Source organism: Aeromicrobium sp. JJY06 (assembly GCF_044069275.1).
Classification (GTDB): domain Bacteria; phylum Actinomycetota; class Actinomycetes; order Propionibacteriales; family Nocardioidaceae; genus Aeromicrobium; species Aeromicrobium tamlense.
Map to the genome: position 1 here is coordinate 761,430 of NZ_JBIMRD010000002.1, position 15,357 is coordinate 776,786.

General features: G+C 71.7%; 15 protein-coding genes. 4 read left to right on the forward strand and 11 right to left on the reverse strand.

What is annotated here, in order from left to right:
* Positions 1-100: 100 nt before the first annotated feature.
* Positions 101-1,027 carry a YihY/virulence factor BrkB family protein gene (locus ACGWYL_RS15225; RefSeq protein WP_179424152.1) on the forward strand — a complete coding sequence of 309 codons (927 nt, stop codon included), beginning with the start codon at positions 101-103 and terminating at the stop codon, positions 1,025-1,027.
* 3 nt (positions 1,028-1,030) lie between these two features.
* Here the strand turns inward: ACGWYL_RS15225 and ACGWYL_RS15230 are convergent, their stop codons facing one another.
* Positions 1,031-1,339 (reverse strand): hypothetical protein, encoded by a 309-nt coding sequence (locus ACGWYL_RS15230; RefSeq protein ID WP_395487602.1) that lies wholly within the window; start codon positions 1,337-1,339, stop codon positions 1,031-1,033.
* An 84-nt stretch (positions 1,340-1,423) separates the two neighbouring features.
* Between ACGWYL_RS15230 and lexA the strand changes: the two genes are divergently transcribed.
* Positions 1,424-2,110: a transcriptional repressor LexA gene (gene lexA, locus ACGWYL_RS15235; protein ID WP_269302555.1), complete on the forward strand. Its 687-nt coding sequence runs from the start codon at positions 1,424-1,426 to the stop codon at positions 2,108-2,110.
* A 3-nt stretch (positions 2,111-2,113) separates the two neighbouring features.
* Here lexA and galE read toward each other — a convergent pair whose 3' ends face one another.
* From galE to miaA, 6 genes are all read right to left on the reverse strand, one after another.
* Entirely contained in the window at positions 2,114-3,085 is a 972-nt protein-coding gene (gene galE, locus ACGWYL_RS15240; RefSeq protein ID WP_269302557.1) for a UDP-glucose 4-epimerase GalE, read from the reverse strand.
* A gap of 22 nt (positions 3,086-3,107) precedes the next feature.
* Positions 3,108-4,853, reverse strand: a complete 1,746-nt coding sequence (locus tag ACGWYL_RS15245) for a carboxypeptidase-like regulatory domain-containing protein (protein WP_179424149.1) — start codon at positions 4,851-4,853, stop codon at positions 3,108-3,110.
* Between the two features lie 42 nt (positions 4,854-4,895).
* Positions 4,896-6,845, reverse strand: a complete 1,950-nt coding sequence (locus ACGWYL_RS15250) for an ATP-dependent DNA helicase (protein ID WP_395487603.1) — start codon at positions 6,843-6,845, stop codon at positions 4,896-4,898.
* A 202-nt stretch (positions 6,846-7,047) separates the two neighbouring features.
* Positions 7,048-8,448, reverse strand: a complete 1,401-nt coding sequence (hflX, locus tag ACGWYL_RS15255) for a GTPase HflX (protein WP_395487604.1) — start codon at positions 8,446-8,448, stop codon at positions 7,048-7,050.
* Positions 8,445-9,257, reverse strand: coding sequence for a diaminopimelate epimerase (dapF, locus tag ACGWYL_RS15260; protein WP_395487605.1), 813 nt, complete (start codon positions 9,255-9,257; stop codon positions 8,445-8,447). Before dapF ends, hflX begins: the two co-directional genes overlap by 4 nt.
* A 9-nt stretch (positions 9,258-9,266) precedes the next feature.
* On the reverse strand, positions 9,267-10,175 hold the full coding sequence (miaA, locus tag ACGWYL_RS15265) for a tRNA (adenosine(37)-N6)-dimethylallyltransferase MiaA (protein WP_395487606.1): 909 nt from the start codon (positions 10,173-10,175) through the stop codon (positions 9,267-9,269).
* Between the two features lie 93 nt (positions 10,176-10,268).
* Between miaA and ACGWYL_RS15270 the strand changes: the two genes are divergently transcribed.
* Positions 10,269-10,490, forward strand: a complete 222-nt coding sequence (locus ACGWYL_RS15270) for an Rv0909 family putative TA system antitoxin (RefSeq protein ID WP_179424144.1) — start codon at positions 10,269-10,271, stop codon at positions 10,488-10,490.
* 31 nt (positions 10,491-10,521) lie between these two features.
* Here the strand turns inward: ACGWYL_RS15270 and lgt are convergent, their stop codons facing one another.
* From lgt to trpC, 4 genes are read right to left on the reverse strand one after another with little or no spacing between them, the layout of a single operon-like run.
* The gene (gene lgt / locus ACGWYL_RS15275; protein ID WP_179424143.1) at positions 10,522-11,361 is read right to left on the reverse strand and encodes a prolipoprotein diacylglyceryl transferase; all 840 of its coding nucleotides are present in this window, start codon (positions 11,359-11,361) and stop codon (positions 10,522-10,524) included.
* A gap of 1 nt (position 11,362) precedes the next feature.
* Positions 11,363-12,169, reverse strand: coding sequence for a tryptophan synthase subunit alpha (gene trpA / locus ACGWYL_RS15280; protein WP_395487607.1), 807 nt, complete (start codon positions 12,167-12,169; stop codon positions 11,363-11,365).
* Positions 12,166-13,413 carry a tryptophan synthase subunit beta gene (gene trpB, locus ACGWYL_RS15285; protein WP_395487608.1) on the reverse strand — a complete coding sequence of 416 codons (1,248 nt, stop codon included), beginning with the start codon at positions 13,411-13,413 and terminating at the stop codon, positions 12,166-12,168. Before trpB ends, trpA begins: the two co-directional genes overlap by 4 nt.
* A 39-nt stretch (positions 13,414-13,452) precedes the next feature.
* A complete protein-coding gene (gene trpC, locus ACGWYL_RS15290; protein WP_179424140.1) occupies positions 13,453-14,268 on the reverse strand; it encodes an indole-3-glycerol phosphate synthase TrpC in 816 nt (271 codons plus the stop codon).
* Between the two features lie 152 nt (positions 14,269-14,420).
* On the opposite strand from trpC, the gene ACGWYL_RS15295 reads away from it, so the two are divergent.
* Positions 14,421-15,308: a hypothetical protein gene (locus tag ACGWYL_RS15295; protein ID WP_395487609.1), complete on the forward strand. Its 888-nt coding sequence runs from the start codon at positions 14,421-14,423 to the stop codon at positions 15,306-15,308.
* Positions 15,309-15,357 lie beyond the last annotated feature (49 nt).

Below are 15,357 nucleotides of genomic sequence, written 5' to 3' on the forward strand. Positions count from 1 at the left end.
ACGACTGTACGGGTCGGCTCCGACAGAATCGAGCATCGTCGAAATTTTGTTCGAATCGGCGTGTCGTGCGGGCCGCCGCACGCGCCGCTAGCGTCGAGGCATGTCGATCGTGCGCACCTTCCTCACCGCGTGGCGTCAGGCCTCGGCCCGCCAGGCGCCACTGCTGGCCGCGGGCGTCGCCTTCTACCTGTTCACGTCGCTCTTTCCCGCGCTCATCGCCGCCGTCTCGATCTACGGCCTGGTCGCCGACCCCGAGACGGTGGCCGAGCAGACCACCCGGATCTCCGACGCCCTGCCCGCCGACGCGGCGTCGCTCGTCAACGGCCAGCTCGAGCAGCTGACCTCCGCCCCGTCCGGCTCGCTGGGACTCAGCGCCGTGATCGCCATCGTGCTCGCCGTCTACGCCGCGTCGGGCGGCATCGGCAACCTCGTCACCGCGATCAACCAGCTGTACGGCGTGCAGGACGGACGGTCGTTCGTGAGGAGCAAGGCGCTCGCCCTCGGCCTGACGGGTGCCGGCGTGGTGTTCGGCCTCGTCGCGATCTCCCTCGTGGCCGTGGTGCCCGCCGTCCTCAACCTCGTCGACGTCGTGCCGGGGATCAGGCTGCTGGCCAACGTGCTGCGCTGGGTGTTGCTGGCCGGCGGCATCGTCGTGGCGATCGGCGTGCTCTACCGGGTGGCGCCCGACCGTCCGGCCACGGGCAGCATCGTCACGAAGGGCGTGCTGATGGCGTCAGCGCTGTGGCTGCTGGTGTCCGTGGGCTTCTCGCTGTACGTCGACCTGTTCGGCAACTACTCGAAGACCTACGGCGCGCTCGCCGGCGTGGTCGTGCTGCTGCTGTGGCTCTGGATCGGCATGTACGCGATCCTGCTGGGCGCCTGCGTCGAGGCCGCCCGCGAGCACATCGTCACGCGCGAGACCCTCAGCGAGGATGAGGAGCTGGCACGCCGGCGCTCCCACGAGGCCGAGATCGCGGCGGGTCTCGACCGCTTCACCGACGAGCTCGACGACCAGACCCGGCGCTAGGACTCAGCCGAGCAGGCGGCCGAGGAGGAAGGCGAGCGCGCCGACCACCACGACCAGCGCGATGACCCCGCTGACGATCTCGACCGGGCGCAGCCCGTGGTCGGGCACGCCGCGACGCTGCAGGTCGACCTCGAAGTCGGGCAGCAGCAGCTGCAGGTCGACCGCGGCGTGGTCGGCGACGCCGTGCTCGCGCAGCACCTCGCGGGCCGACGCCTCGATCTCGGCCAGGTCGTCGGCCGTGGACCGACCCACCCCCGACACGTCGACCGTCCAGCCGTCACCCTCGCGCGTACCCACGACCACGTAGCTCACGCCCACACCCTAGGCCACCGACACCGGACACGCCGTATCGAACACGTGTTTGATCCGCGGTCGCCCCGCGGCTACGGTCGTGCCATGAGCGAGAACCTGGACGAGCCGGTCGACCTGACGGGACTGACCAAGCGCCAGCGGCGCATCCTGGTCTTCCTGAAGGACCACATCGAGTCGCGCGGCTACCCGCCGAGCATGCGCGAGGTCGGCGCCGCGTGCGACCTGGCCAGCACCTCCTCGGTCTCTCACCAGCTCCGGATGCTGGAGCGCAAGGGCTTCATCCGCCGCGACCCGAACCGTCCGCGCGCGCTCGAGATCTTCCTGCCCGACGCGAAGCCCGCGATGCGCAGCCGTCCGGTCGAGGTCGACGAGACCGACAGCGGCGACGCGGTCCCCCAGCCGGCCTACGTGCCGATGGTGGGCCGCATCGCGGCCGGCGGCCCGATCCTGGCCGAGCAGCGCGTCGAGGAGGTCATGCCGCTGCCCCGCTCGCTCGTCGGCGACGGCACCCTGTTCCTGCTCGAGGTCAAGGGCGACTCGATGGTCGAGGCGGCGATCTGCGACGGCGACTACGTCGTGATCCGCCAGCAGCAGGTCGCCGAGAACGGCGAGATCGTCGCCGCCATGATCGACGGCGAGGCCACGGTGAAGACGCTCAGCCGCAAGGATGGCCAGGTCTGGCTGCTCCCCCAGAACGCGGCCTACGAGCCGATCGACGGCACCGACGCGCAGATCATCGGCAAGGTCACCGCGGTCCTGCGTCGCGTCTGACGATCAGTCGTCGGCAGGCTCGACCGGTCGGGCCTGCCACGCACTGGCGACCATGTCGTCGAGGGTGTGCGTGAGCTTCCAGTCCAGGTCGCGCGCCGCCCGCTCCCCCGAGGCCACGATGCGGGCCGGGTCGCCGGGGCGTCGTCCCATGACCTCGGGCTCGAAGTCCACGCCCGTGGCGGTCGAGACCGCCTGCATGATCTGGCGCACGGACACGCCGTCGCCGTTGCCGAGGTTGTAGACCGGCTCGAGGTCCCGGCCGTCCAGCAGTCGGCGCACCGCGGTGACGTGCGCCTCGGCGAGGTCGGCCACGTGCACGTAGTCACGCACGCACGTGCCGTCGGGCGTCGGATAGTCCTCGCCGAAGATTCTCGGTCGGTGTCCCTGCGAGAGCGCCTTGATCACCAGCGGGAAGAGGTTGTGCGGGCTCGAGTCGTACAGGTCGGGCTCACCCGAGCCGACCACGTTGAAGTACCGCAGCGAGGTGTGACGCAGTCCGGTGGCGACCCCCTGATCGCGGATCATCCACTCCCCCACGAGCTTGGACTCGCCGTACGGCGACTCCGGATGGGTCGCGGTGTCCTCGGTGACCACCTCGACGTCGGGCGTGCCGTAGACCGCGGCGCTGCTGGAGAACACGATCGCACCGATGTCGAGACGCTCCATGGCTCGGAGCAGACTCAGCGTGCCGCCGACGTTCTGGCGCCACGTGTGCACCGGCTGCTCCACCGACACACCCGCGTACTTGAACGCGGCCAGGTGGATGACTGCCTCGATCGGGTGATCGGCGAGCTGGTCGACCAGCTGCTTCGCGTGCAGGACGTTGAGGTCGATGAACGGGACGCCTGGCCGGACGAACTCGCGGTGGCCGCTGGAGAGGTCGTCGACGACGACCGACTCCAGACCCGCCCGCTCGAGCGCCCGCACCACGTGCGCGCCGATGTAGCCGGCTCCGCCGGTGACCAGGATCGCCATGGTGGCAGCCTAGGACGCCGGACTACTGCCGGAAGCGCAGGGTGCCGACCGACTTGTTCTTGCCCCGGGTGACCTTGACGGTCTTGGCCCCGGAGAAGCCGCGCGAGATGCCGCGCCACGAGTCGGCGTTCACAACGATCCGGTAGCGACCCGACGCCAGGCCGGTGACCTTGAACTTGCCGGCGCCGTCGGTCATCGCGGTGCGGTAGACCTTCTTGCCGTCGGTGGACGTCAGGCGGATCATCAGCTCGGTGCGGGGCTTGACCTTCGCCGCCGTCACGCGGCCGCTGACCGAGCCGCCCTTGTAGTTCTTCAGGCCGACCCGCATCGACGAGCCCTTGACGTAGACCAGCTTGTAGGTGCCCGAGGTCCAGGCACGGCAGTGCTGGCGGTACATCCGGTAGTTCTTGGCCTTCCACTTCTCGAAGCCACGGTCGAGGCCGTTGAAGTAGCCGTCGTTGTTCTTGTAGCGGCTCTTGTACCAGGCGTGGCAGCCGGTGCGGCGGCCCATCTCGAACCAGTACCAGCCCTCGCCGAGGCTGACCTTGCGGCCGGTGCCGGCGCGCACGACGTCGGAGGCCAGGATCTTGCGGCCCTTCGCGTACTCACGGACGGTGAGGTAGCGGTCGACCTTGGCCGAGCTGGCCTTGCCCTGGTAGCCCCCGGCGACGACGCTGACCGTGGTGCGGCCGCGGCCGATGTTCTGCACACGGCCGGTCAGGCCGGCGTTCGGCAGGTGCAGCATGCGCGCGGTGGAGCGCGACTCGCCGCGGTTGTTCACGACGGCGTGGCACGTGCCCCAGGCACGGTCGTTCGAGCCGAACCACAGGCTGCCCGCGGGCTTGACCGCGTAGATGCGGTTCGCCGAGGTGGGCAGGAAGCCGACCTCGTAGCGGCCGCTGGAGTTCGTGCGGGTACGGCCGTAGACGTTGCCGCAGGACATGAAGTCGAGGTCACGCAGCACGCGCGAGGACCTCGACCAGTACGGCGGGCGGCCGACGACCGTGACCTCGGTGCCGGAGACGGCCTTGGAGCCGTTGACGACCTGGCCGCGGATCGAGGAGTAGCGGGCGTTGGCCACGTAGCGGTAATTGAGGCCGCGGGTCACCTTGATCTTGGTGCCGGCGCCCATGTCGCGCGCACCGCCGACGAAGGCGCCCTTGCCGTTGCCGCGCCACCACCAGGAGCGACGCTCGCCACCGGAGGTGCCGATGACGTGCAGCTTGTACGTGGCCGACGGCGAGTTGTTCGCGCCCATGCGGACGCGGAACGCGAACCGACCGGCGTTGCGCTCGACGTCGGAGGCGGTGGAGACCAGCACGTTGCGGTTGCGCGAGCCGATGCGCCACAGCTCGACCTTGACGCCGGTGGCGGCCGCGCCGCCCGTGCGGGCGACGGTGCCGGCGATCGTGCCGTAGGTGACCTTGGCCTGCTGGGTGATGGGGCGCGGGGACGCGCCGCTCATGCGCACCACGGCCTTGGGCTTGGCGCGCCAGTTCGTGTTGCGGAAGGTGACGTAGCCGGCCGACCTCGCCTTGACCTTGAAGCTGCGCTTCTGCGCGGAGGCGCCCTCGACCCAGATCGTGCCCTTGCAGGCCTTCTTCTTGGTGCAGCGCGCCCAGACCGAGCCGTAGCCGGCGTTGGTCATGGCGACGAGGGACGTCTTGGTCGACAGCGTGCCCGCGGCCTCCGCGGGTGCGACGGTGACGAAGAGAGATCCGACGAGCGCCAGGCATGCAGCGGCGAGCGAGGGAAGACGGAACGGCATGGGATCCCCGAGCTGGTTGAGCGATGAGTCCGGGCCACGGTATCAAACCGCGGCCGGATCCCCCGCCTTCGCCGACTCGTCGAGGCGTCGCAGTGCGGCGGTCACGACCTGACGGTCGGTGGTGCGCCACAGCGGCGGCAGGGACGACGCGAGGAACCCGCCGTAGCGTGCGGTGGCGATGCGCGGGTCGAGGATCGCGACCACGCCGCGGTCGGTGGAGCGCCGGATCAGGCGGCCCACGCCCTGCGCCAGCAGCAGTGCGGCGTGCTGGGCGGCGACCTGCATGAAGCCGTTGCCCCCGCGACGCTCGACCAGCCGCTGGCGCGCACTGCTGAGCGGGTCGTCGGGTCGCGGGAACGGGATCCGGTCGATGAGCACGAGGGTGCAGGTGTCGCCCGGGAGGTCGACGCCCTGCCACAGGCTGAGGGTGCCGAACAGGCACGCGCTGGGCTCGTCGGCGAACCGACGCGCGAGCTCGGGCAGCTGGGCGTCGCCCTGGCAGAGGATCTCGAGCTCGGGCAGCGACTCGCGCACGTACTGGGCGGCGCGCTCGGCCGCGCGACGCGACGAGAAGAGCCCGAGGGTGCGGCCTCCGGCCGCCTTGATGAGGGCCGTGATCTCGCCGAGCTGCTCGGCCTCGAGCCCGTCGCGGCCGGGTGCCGGCAGGTGCTTCGCGACGTAGAGGATGCCCTGGCGCTGATAGTCGAACGGCGAGCCGACGTCGAGCCCGGTCCAGTCCGACCCCTTGAGGTCGAGGCCGAGCGAGGCGGCGACGGGGGCGAAGGAGCCGCCGAGCGTGAGCGTGGCGCTGGTGAGCACGACGGTCTTCTCACCGAAGAGCTTCTCGCGCAGGGCGCCCGACACGTCGATCGGCGCGATGCGCAGGTGCAGACCGCTGCGGACCTCGCCCAGCCACAGCACCTCGGTCTCGCGGCCGGCGGCCATCCGCTCGGCGACCTGGCGGACGTCGTCGATCGTGCTGCGGGCCTGCTGGCGACCGGGGTCGGCCTCCTCGCCCTTCTCCTTCGTGAAGTTCGAGAAGCAGGCGCGGGCGCTGTCGCGCACGAGCGCGAGCGCACCGGCCAGGGCCGGGTCGATCGCGTCGATGCGGCCGGGCTGGACGTGGGTGAGGGCGTCGGCCAGCGCGTCGGCGGCGTCGCCGAGGTCGTCGGCCGTGCCGCCGTCGTCGAGGTACGGACGGGCCCGGCGGGCGGCCCGCTCGACGAGGCCGGGATCGAGCTCGTCGGTGGAGGCCTGGGTGACGCGCGCGGCCAGCTCGTGGGCCTCGTCGACCACCACGGCGTCGAACTCGGGCAGCATCGGCACGCCCTCGATCGCGTCGATCGCGAGCATCGCGTGGTTCGTGACGACGACGTGGGCGTTGGCGGCGTCCTCCTTCGCCCGCTCGGCGAAGCACTCGGCCGCGTACTCGCAGCGAGAGGCGCCCAGGCACTCGCGCGACGACACGCTGACCTGGCGCCAGGCCCGCTCGCCGTGGGACGGGGCGCCGTCGCGATCGCCGGTGTGGCCGCCCTCGGCCTGCTCCTCGGCCCACTCGCGCAGCTGGACGACCTCGGCCCCCAGCGACCCCTCGGGCACCTCGACGAGGACGCCCTGGTCGTCGGGGGCGCCTTGGCGCACGCGGTGCAGGCACGCGTAGTTCGCGCGACCCTTCAGCACGGCATGGTGCGGCACCGTGGACATGGTGTCGCGGGCCGCCTCCTTGAGCGCGGGGATGTCGCGCTCGACGAGCTGGTGCTGGAGGTTGAGCGTGGCGGTGGCGACGACGACGCGCTTGTCGTGGAGCAGCGCCGGGACCAGGTAGCCGAGCGACTTGCCGGTGCCGGTGCCCGCCTGCACGAGCAGGTGGCGCTCGTCGGCGAGGGCCTGGGCGACGGCCTCGGCCATCGCGACCTGTCCGGGGCGCTCGGCACCGCCGACCGCCGCGACGGCGGCACCCAGGACGTCGGTCACACCGGGTCGGGAGGGCATGCGAGAACGCTACCCGGCTCTCCCCCGGCAGCGACCACCGATCCACAGCCCGCCCCGTCACGGGGCCGGCTGGGGTGAGCGGTGAGTCCTCGACCCCTCCCGCACGGCTCCGGTGACCCTTCGACCTCATCCCCGGCCATATGGTTGATCACCCACCGGGACAGCCGGCGAAGGGTTGAGGACTCACCGCCCCCGAGGCCGCTCAGGGCTGCTGCGCGAACGGGGCGAGCTCGTTGGCGAGCTCGGGATGCACCCGCGCGACCACGTGGGTGCCCTCGGCGACGTGCTCGAGCGTCTCGATCTCGGCGTGCAGGTGCAGCTGGTTGACCAGGTCGCCGCGCGAGTACGGGACGACCGCGTCGACCAGCACCTCGGGCACCGGCAGGTCGGCCTCGATGGCGCTCAGCAGCTCGACGATGCCCTCGCCCGTGCGGGCGCTCACGACGACGGCGTGCGGCTCACGCGCCAGCAGCGCCTTCAGCACGAGCGGGTCGGCCTGGTCGGCCTTGTTGATGACGATGATCTCGGGGACCTTGAAGGCCTCGATCTGCGCGAACACCTCGCGGACCGCCGCGATCTGGCTCTCGGGATCGGGGTGCGAGCCGTCGACCACGTGCAGCACGAGGTCGGCGTCGGCCACCTCCTCCAGCGTGGACCGGAACGCCTCGACCAGCTGGTGGGGCAGGTGCCGGACGAAGCCGACCGTGTCGGACAGCGTGTAGACGCGGCCGTCCGAGGTCTCGGCGCGACGCGTGGTGGGGTCGAGGGTGGCGAACAGCGCGTCCTCGACGAGCACGCCCGCACCCGTGAGCCGGTTGAGCAGGCTCGACTTGCCGGCGTTCGTATAGCCCGCGATCGCCACGGACGGGATCTTGTTGCGGCGGCGCTCGGCCTTCTTCGTCTCGCGCGTGCCGCGCAGCTCCTTGAGCTCACGGCGCAGCTTGGCCATCTTGGCCTGGATGCGACGACGGTCGGTCTCGAGCTTGGTCTCACCGGGGCCGCGGCCGCCGATGCCCTCGCCGCCGGCCGCCCGGCCGCCGGCCTGGCGCGACAGGTTGCCGCCCCAGCCGCGCAGGCGCTGGGTCTGGTACTGCAGCTGGGCCAGCTCGACCTGGGCCTTGCCCTCGGCGCTCTTCGCGTGCTGGGCGAAGATGTCGAGGATCAGCGCGACGCGGTCGACGACCTTGACCTTGACGCGGTCCTCGAGGTTGCGCAGCTGGCTGGGCGCGAGCTCGCCGTCGCAGATCACGGTGTCGGCACCGGTGGCCTGCACGGCGTCGCGCAGCTCGTCGACCTTGCCGCGGCCGATGAAGGTCGCCGGGTCGGGCTTCTGACGACGCTGGATGAGCGCGTCGAGCACGTCGGAGCCTGCCGTCTCGGCGAGCGCCTTCAGCTCGGTGAGCGAGTTCTCGGCGTCCTCCACCGAGCCCTCGGTCCACACGCCGACGAGGACGACCCGCTCCAGCCGCAGCTGGCGGTACTCGACCTCGGTGATGTCCTCGAGCTCGGTGGACAGGCCGGCGACGCGGCGCAGCGAGGACCGGTCCTGCAGGTCCATCTCGCCGGGCTGGAGCTCGACGTCGGGACGGGTCTCCTCGGTCATCCGCGCCACTCCATGGTGCCCGCGGCGACGATGCGCGCCGGGCCCCTCAGGATCGTGCGATCGGGTGAGACGGTGACGTGCAAGGTGCCTCCGGGGACGTCGACGCGGTAGGTGGTGGGGTCGGGGGCGCCGTCGGCCTTCGCGGTGGCGATCGCCACGGCGCAGGCACCGGTGCCGCAGGAGCGGGTCTCGCCCGAGCCGCGCTCGTGCACGCGCATCGCGACGTGGTGCGTGCCGCGGCGCTCGACGAACTCGATGTTGACGCCCTCGGGGTAGACGGACTCGGCGTAGCCGGGCTGCTCGAGCAGGGGGCCGGCGTCGGTCACGCGGTCGACGAACGCGACGGCGTGGGGGTTGCCGGTGTGGACCTCGAGCGCCTCCCAGGACTGGCCGCCGGCCGAGACCTTCGAGTGGGTGCCCGTGGTGAACGCGCCCATGTCGACGGCGATCTCGTCGCCGACGACGGTGAGGAACTTCAGTCCGTCGCGGGTGTCGATGGGGAACTCGGGACCCTCGACGAGGCCCTCCTCCAGCAGGTGCCGGGCGAAGACGCGGATGCCGTTGCCGCACATCTGGCTCAGCGAGCCGTCAGCGTTGCGGTAGTCCATGAACCACTCGGCGGGCGAGTTGTGACCGAGCGCGGTGCACCGCACGACCCGCATGACGCCGTCGGCGCCGATGCCGCGGCGACGGTCGCACAGGGCGGCCACGAAGGCGGGGTCGAGATCACCGTGCAGGGTGCCGTCGTGGTCGGGCAGCAGCACGAAGTCGTTCTCGGTGCCGTGTCCCTTGAACCACGTGAATTCCATGTCCTCAGCCTACGGGGCTCCGGCGAGTGCCACAGCACGCGCGAGCAGGTCGGGATCGTCGAAGGGCAGCCAGTGGATCCGGGGGTCCTTGCGCATCATCCGGTCCTGGCGGCGGGCGAAGCGACGGGTGCCGGACTTCGTCTCCTCCTTCGCCTCCCCCTCAGTGAGGTCGCCCGCGAGCATCGCGAGCACCTGCTGGTAGCCCAGCGCCCGCGACGCGGTGGGCGAGCCGGCGAGTCCGGGCAGTCCTCGCACCTCGTCGACGAGGCCATCGGCCCACATCTGCTCGACCCGGGCGTCGATGCGCGCGTCCAGCACGTCGCGCGGCACGTCGAGGCCGATCATCACGACCTCGGGGTAGATCGACGCGTACGCGGGCATCGTCGCCGCGAAGGGCTCTCCGGTGAGCTCGCCGACCTCCAGGGCGCGCACGATGCGGCGCCCGTTCGTGGGCAGGATCGCCTCGGCCGCGGCCGGGTCGCGCCGCGCCAGCTCCTCGTGCAGCGCTTCGGGGCCGACCTCGTCGAGGCGCTCGGTCCAGCGGCGCCGCACGGCGGGATCGGTGCCGGGGAAGTCCAGCGGGTCCAGGACGGCCCGCACGTACAGCGAGGACCCGCCGACGAGGATCGGGACGGCGTCGCGTGCGCGGATCTGCTCGATCGCGGCCCGCGCCTCGCGCTGGAACGCGGCGACGCTGGCCTCCTGGACGGGGTCGAGCACGTCGAGGAGGTGGTGCGGGACTCCCCCGCGCTCGTCCGGAGTCGCCTTGGCGCTGCCCACGTCCATCCCGCGGTAGAGCTGCACGGAGTCGGTGTTCACGACCTCGCCGTGCACGGCGCGCGCGAGGTCGACCGAGAGCCGCGTCTTGCCCGAGGCCGTCGGGCCCACCACGGCGACGACGGGACGGGGCGCGCTCATGGGGCCAGTCTTTCAGGCCGCCCGCGCCCGACCGCAGTACCGTGACGACCGGGACCCGACCGGCGGGACCGCAACACACGAGAGGGGAACCCCGTGGGCTTCCTGGACAAGTTCAAGGGCAAGGACGCGGAGCAGATGGTGGCCCGGGTCAAGGAGGAGGTCGCGCAGCGCGACGAGGAGGTCGACGCCGCGATCGACAAGGTGGCCGACCTCGCCGACCGCGCCACCGATGGCAAGTTCACCGAGAAGATCGACGACGCCGCGGCGAAGCTCAAGGAGGCCGCCGAGCGCCTCGACGACGAGCCGAAGGCCTGACGCAGCGCTGGGAGTGACGTTGGCGGGCCGATTACGGCGTGTCAGCCCCGGAGACGTCACGCTCAGCGCGCTCGCGGTAGTGGCGGCCCGCCCACACGAAGTACGCGAGGGCGAGGCAGAAGACCACGATCGAGGTCCAGATGTTCAGCCGGAACGGGCCGAGGTGGTTCACGGTGTCGATGCGCAGGGCCTCGATCCAGCCGCGACCCAGCGTGTAGAGCATCACGTAGAGCGCGAACACCCTGCCGTGGGTCAGCGCGAACCGCTTGCCCAGCCACACCAGCAGCGCGGCCGCCGCGAGGTTCCACAGCGCCTCGTAGAGGAACGTCGGGTGGAAGGTGGCGAACTGCTCGTAGCCGTCGGGCCGGTGACGCTCGGAGATCTCCAGGGCCCACGGCACCGTGGTGGGGCGTCCGAAGAGCTCCTGGTTGAAGTAGTTGCCCAGACGTCCGATCGCCTGCGCGACGAGCAGGCCGGGCGCCAGCGCGTCGGCCATCTTCAGGAAGTCGATGTCGTACCGCTTGCAGGCGATCCACGCGCCGACACCGCCGAACGCGATGGCGCCCCAGATGCCCAGGCCGCCCTCCCAGATCTTCAGCGCGTCGATGGGGTCGCGGCCGTCGCCGAAGTAGAGCTCGGGATCGGTGAGGACGTGGTAGATCCGCCCGCCGATGATGCCGAAGGGCACGGCCCAGATCGCGATGTCGCCGATCGCGCCCGGGCGGCCGCCCGCGGCCACGAAGCGCTTCTCGCCGATCCAGATCGCGGCGACGACGCCCGCGATGATGCACAGGGCGTAGGCGCGCAGCGGCAGCGGCCCGAGGTGCCAGACGGCCTGCTCCGGCGACGGGATGAAGGTGGCGATCGTCATGTCAGTCCCGTTCGACGCCGGCGCGCAGGTCGGCCGCGAGCTCGCGGATGGCGGCGAGGCTGGACGCCTCGTCGGGCTGGTCGAGCAGGCAGCGCACGAGCGCCGAGCCCACGATGACCGCGTCGGAGAACGCGGCGATCTCGTGGGCCTGGGCGCCGTTGCTGACGCCGAGGCCGACGCCCACGGGCTTGTCGGTGACCTTGCGCAGCCGTCCCACGAGCTCGGGAGCGAGGCTGCTGGTCTGCTCGCGCTGACCCGTCACGCCCATGACGGCCGTGGCGTAGATGAAGCCGCTGGCCGCGTCGGCCGTCATCGCGAGCCGCTCGTCGGACGAGGACGGCGAGACGAGGAAGATGCGGTCGAGGCCGTGGGCGCGCGAGGCGCGGTCCCACTCGGTGGCCTCGTCGGGGATCAGGTCGGGCGTGATGAGGCCCGCTCCCCCGGCGGCGGCCAGGTCGGCCGCGAACCGGTCGACGCCGCGGCGCTCGACCGGGTTCCAGTAGGTCATGACGACCGTCACGGCCCCGGCGGCGGAGGCCGCCTCCACGACGCGGAACACGTCGTCGACGCGGGTGCCGTTCACCAGCGCGGCCTCGGCGGCGGCCTGGATCGTGGGACCGTCCATCACGGGGTCGCTGTAGGGCAGGCCGACCTCGACCAGGTCGACGCCGGCCTCGACCATCGCCTCGATCGCGCGGATCGAGCCGTCGACCGTGGGGAACCCGGCCGGCAGGTAGCCCACCAGCGCGGCGCGGTTCTCGGCGCGCGTGCGCTCGAACAGCTCGTCGATCGGGCTCGTGACGCTCATCGGTCGGTCTCCGCCCGGTCGTTCTCGTCCAGCAGGCCGAAGTACGTCGCCGCCGTGTGCACGTCCTTGTCGCCGCGCCCCGAGAGGTTGACCAGGATCGTGGCGTCGGGGCCCAGCTCCTCGGCCAGGGTCATCGCGCCGGCCAGCGCGTGGGCCGACTCGATCGCCGGGATGATGCCCTCGGTCTTGCACAGCAGGTCGAACGCGGCCATGGCCTGCGCGTCGGTGGCCGGGCGGTACTCGGCACGACCGGTGTCGGCGAGGTAGGCGTGCTCGGGGCCGACGCCCGGGTAGTCCAGGCCGGCGCTGATCGAGTGCGACTCGATGGTCTGGCCGTCCTCGTCCTGCAGCAGGAAGGAGCGCGCGCCGTGCAGCACGCCGACCTCGCCCGCCGTGATCGTGGCGGCATGGCGGCCGGTCTCGAAGCCGTCGCCCCCGGCCTCGACGCCCACGAGGCGCACGCCCTCGTCGGGCACGAAGGCGGTGAACAGGCCGATCGCGTTGGAGCCGCCGCCGACGCACGCGACCGCGGCGTCGGGCAGCCGGCCGTCGAGCTCGAGCACCTGGGCCCGGGCCTCGTCGCCGATGCCGCGGGTGAGCTCGCGCACCATCGTGGGGAACGGGTGCGGGCCGGCCGCGGTGCCGAACAGGTAGTGCGTGGTGTCGACCGTGGTGACCCAGTCGCGCAGCGCCTCGTTGATCGCGTCCTTGAGCGTGGCGCTTCCGGTGGTGACCGGGATGACCTCGGCGCCCAGCATCTGCATGCGCGCGACGTTGAGCGCCTGGCGCTCGGTGTCGACCTGGCCCATGTAGACGGTGCACTCGAGATCGAGGTAGGCGCACGCGGTGGCCGAGGCGACGCCGTGCTGGCCCGCGCCCGTCTCGGCGATGCAGCGCGGCTTGCCGATGCGCTTGGCCAGCAGCGCCTGGCCGATGACGTTGCGGATCTTGTGCGCGCCGGTGTGGTTGAGGTCCTCGCGCTTGAGCAGGATCCGCGCGCCGACGGCGCGGCTGAAGCGGTGCGCCTCGTACAGCGGGCTCGGCACGTTGGCGTACTCGCGCAGCATCCGGTCGAGCTCGTTCCGGAACGCGGGATCGGCCTGCGCGGCCTCCCACTCGCGGGTGATCTCGTCGAGCGGGGCGATGAGGGCCTCGGGCATGAAGCGGCCGCCGAAGCGGCCGAAGTGCCCGGGCCCGTCAGGGAGCGCCGATCGCGACGGCGATCGGCCGGAGATGTCAGTCATGGTCGTCCTGGGTGAGGGGTCGGCAGGGAGCTGGAGGAGTCAGCTGGGCTGCCATCGATGCTGCAGGGCCGGGTGAAGCCCGGCGGCGACCAGGTCGGCGACGGTGGCGCGCGGGTCGTCGCCCTTGACGAGCGTCTCGCCCACGAGCACGACGTTGGCGCCGAAGCGCGCGTACTCGATGACGTCGTGGGGTCCACGGACGCCGGACTCGGCGACCTTGACGATCGAGTCGGGGATCTGCGGCGCGAGGCGCTCGAACGTCTGGCGGTCGACCTCGAGCGTCTTGAGGTTGCGGGCGTTCACACCGATGAGGTCGGCGTCGGCCGCGACGGCGCGGCGCACCTCCTCCTCGTCGTGGACCTCCACGAGCGGCGTCAGGCCGATCGAGCGCGCGCGATCGATGAGCGACTCGAGCGCGTTCTGGTCGAGCGCGGCGACGATGAGCAGCGCCATGTCGGCCCCCGCGGCCCGGGCCTCCCACAGCTCGTACGAGGTGGTGATGAAGTCCTTGCGCAGCACCGGCACGTGGACGTCGGCGCGGACGGCGCGCAGGTCGTCGAGCGAGCCGCCGAAGCGGCGCTGCTCGGTCAGGACGCTGATGGCCGAGGCGCCACCGGCGGCGTAGTCGCCGGCCAGGGCGGCAGGGTCCTTGATGTCGGCGAGCGCGCCCTTGCTGGGGCTGGACCGCTTCACCTCGGCGATCACCGAGACGCCGTCGGACCGGAAGGCGGGCATCGGGTCGAGCGCGGGCGGCTGCTTGTCGGCCTGGCGCTTGAGATCGTCCAGGCTCACCCGGGCCTGGCGCTCGGCCCGGTCCTCGGCCACCCCCGCGAGGATGTCGTCGAGCACGGTCATCGCACTCTCCCTTCCCCTGTCGGGACTCGGCTCCGAACTGACCTCCAGCGTAGCCCCGGGACGCCCGGAAGTGGCACGCGCCCTCCGTTTCGGGACGACAACACGGGGCGGAGGCGGTATACGGCCTCCTCGATCCTCCCTATGCTCGGCGCATGTCGACGAACGAACCGCCCCTCGGCCCCGACCCCGAGCGCCCGGACGGTCCCGTGCCCCCGCCGCCCCCGCAGCCGCCGCCGTCCGACGGGCCGGCCTACCCGCCCCCGCCCGGCGACGCGCCCGGCTACGGCGGCAGCGCCTACCCGCCGCCGCCCGGCGGTGGTGGCTACGGCGGCTACCCGCCGCCGCCCGGTGCCGGCTCCGGGTTCGTCGAGCCGTTCAGCGCCCCGGACGCGATCGGCTACGGCTGGCGCAAGCTCACCGCGAACCTCGGGCCCTGGCTGGTCCTGGGCCTGATCGCCCTGGCCCTCATGGCCATCTTCTTCATCGCGATCTTCTTCTCCTCCGTGGGCGTCGCGCTGGCGGGTGACGAATCCTCCTTCGGCGGTCTCCTCGTCTTCTTCCTCATGGGATTCGCGCTGACGGTGGCCCTGTCCATCCTCAATGCGGTCGCCGTCCGCGGTGCGCTCGACGCCACCGAGGGAAGGGCATTCGACCTCGGCAACGCGCTGGGCCGGATCGATCTCGCGCCGGTCATCGTCCTGTCGGTGATCCTGGCGCTGATCGGCAACCTCGGCAGCCTCCTTCCGGGGTTCCTCGGCGCGATCCTGTCGCTGGTCGGCTTCGTGCTGACCTTCCTGACCTACTTCGCGATGACGTTCCTGGTGGATCGTGGGCTCTCCCCCGTCGACTCGCTCAAGGCGAGCATCGATCTCGTCCGGGCCAACCTCGGGAATTCGATCCTCTTGGCGCTCCTGTCCTTCGTGGTCATCCTCATCGGCGCCTGCCCGTGCGGCCTGCTGCTGTTCCTCGCCTATCCCGTCGTGGCGATCGCCTCGGCCTACGCCTACAAGAAGTTCCAGGACCAGCCCGTCGCCGCCTGATCGACCCCCACGGCGCGGCCCGGCGAGCAGCCGGGTCGCGCCGTCCTAT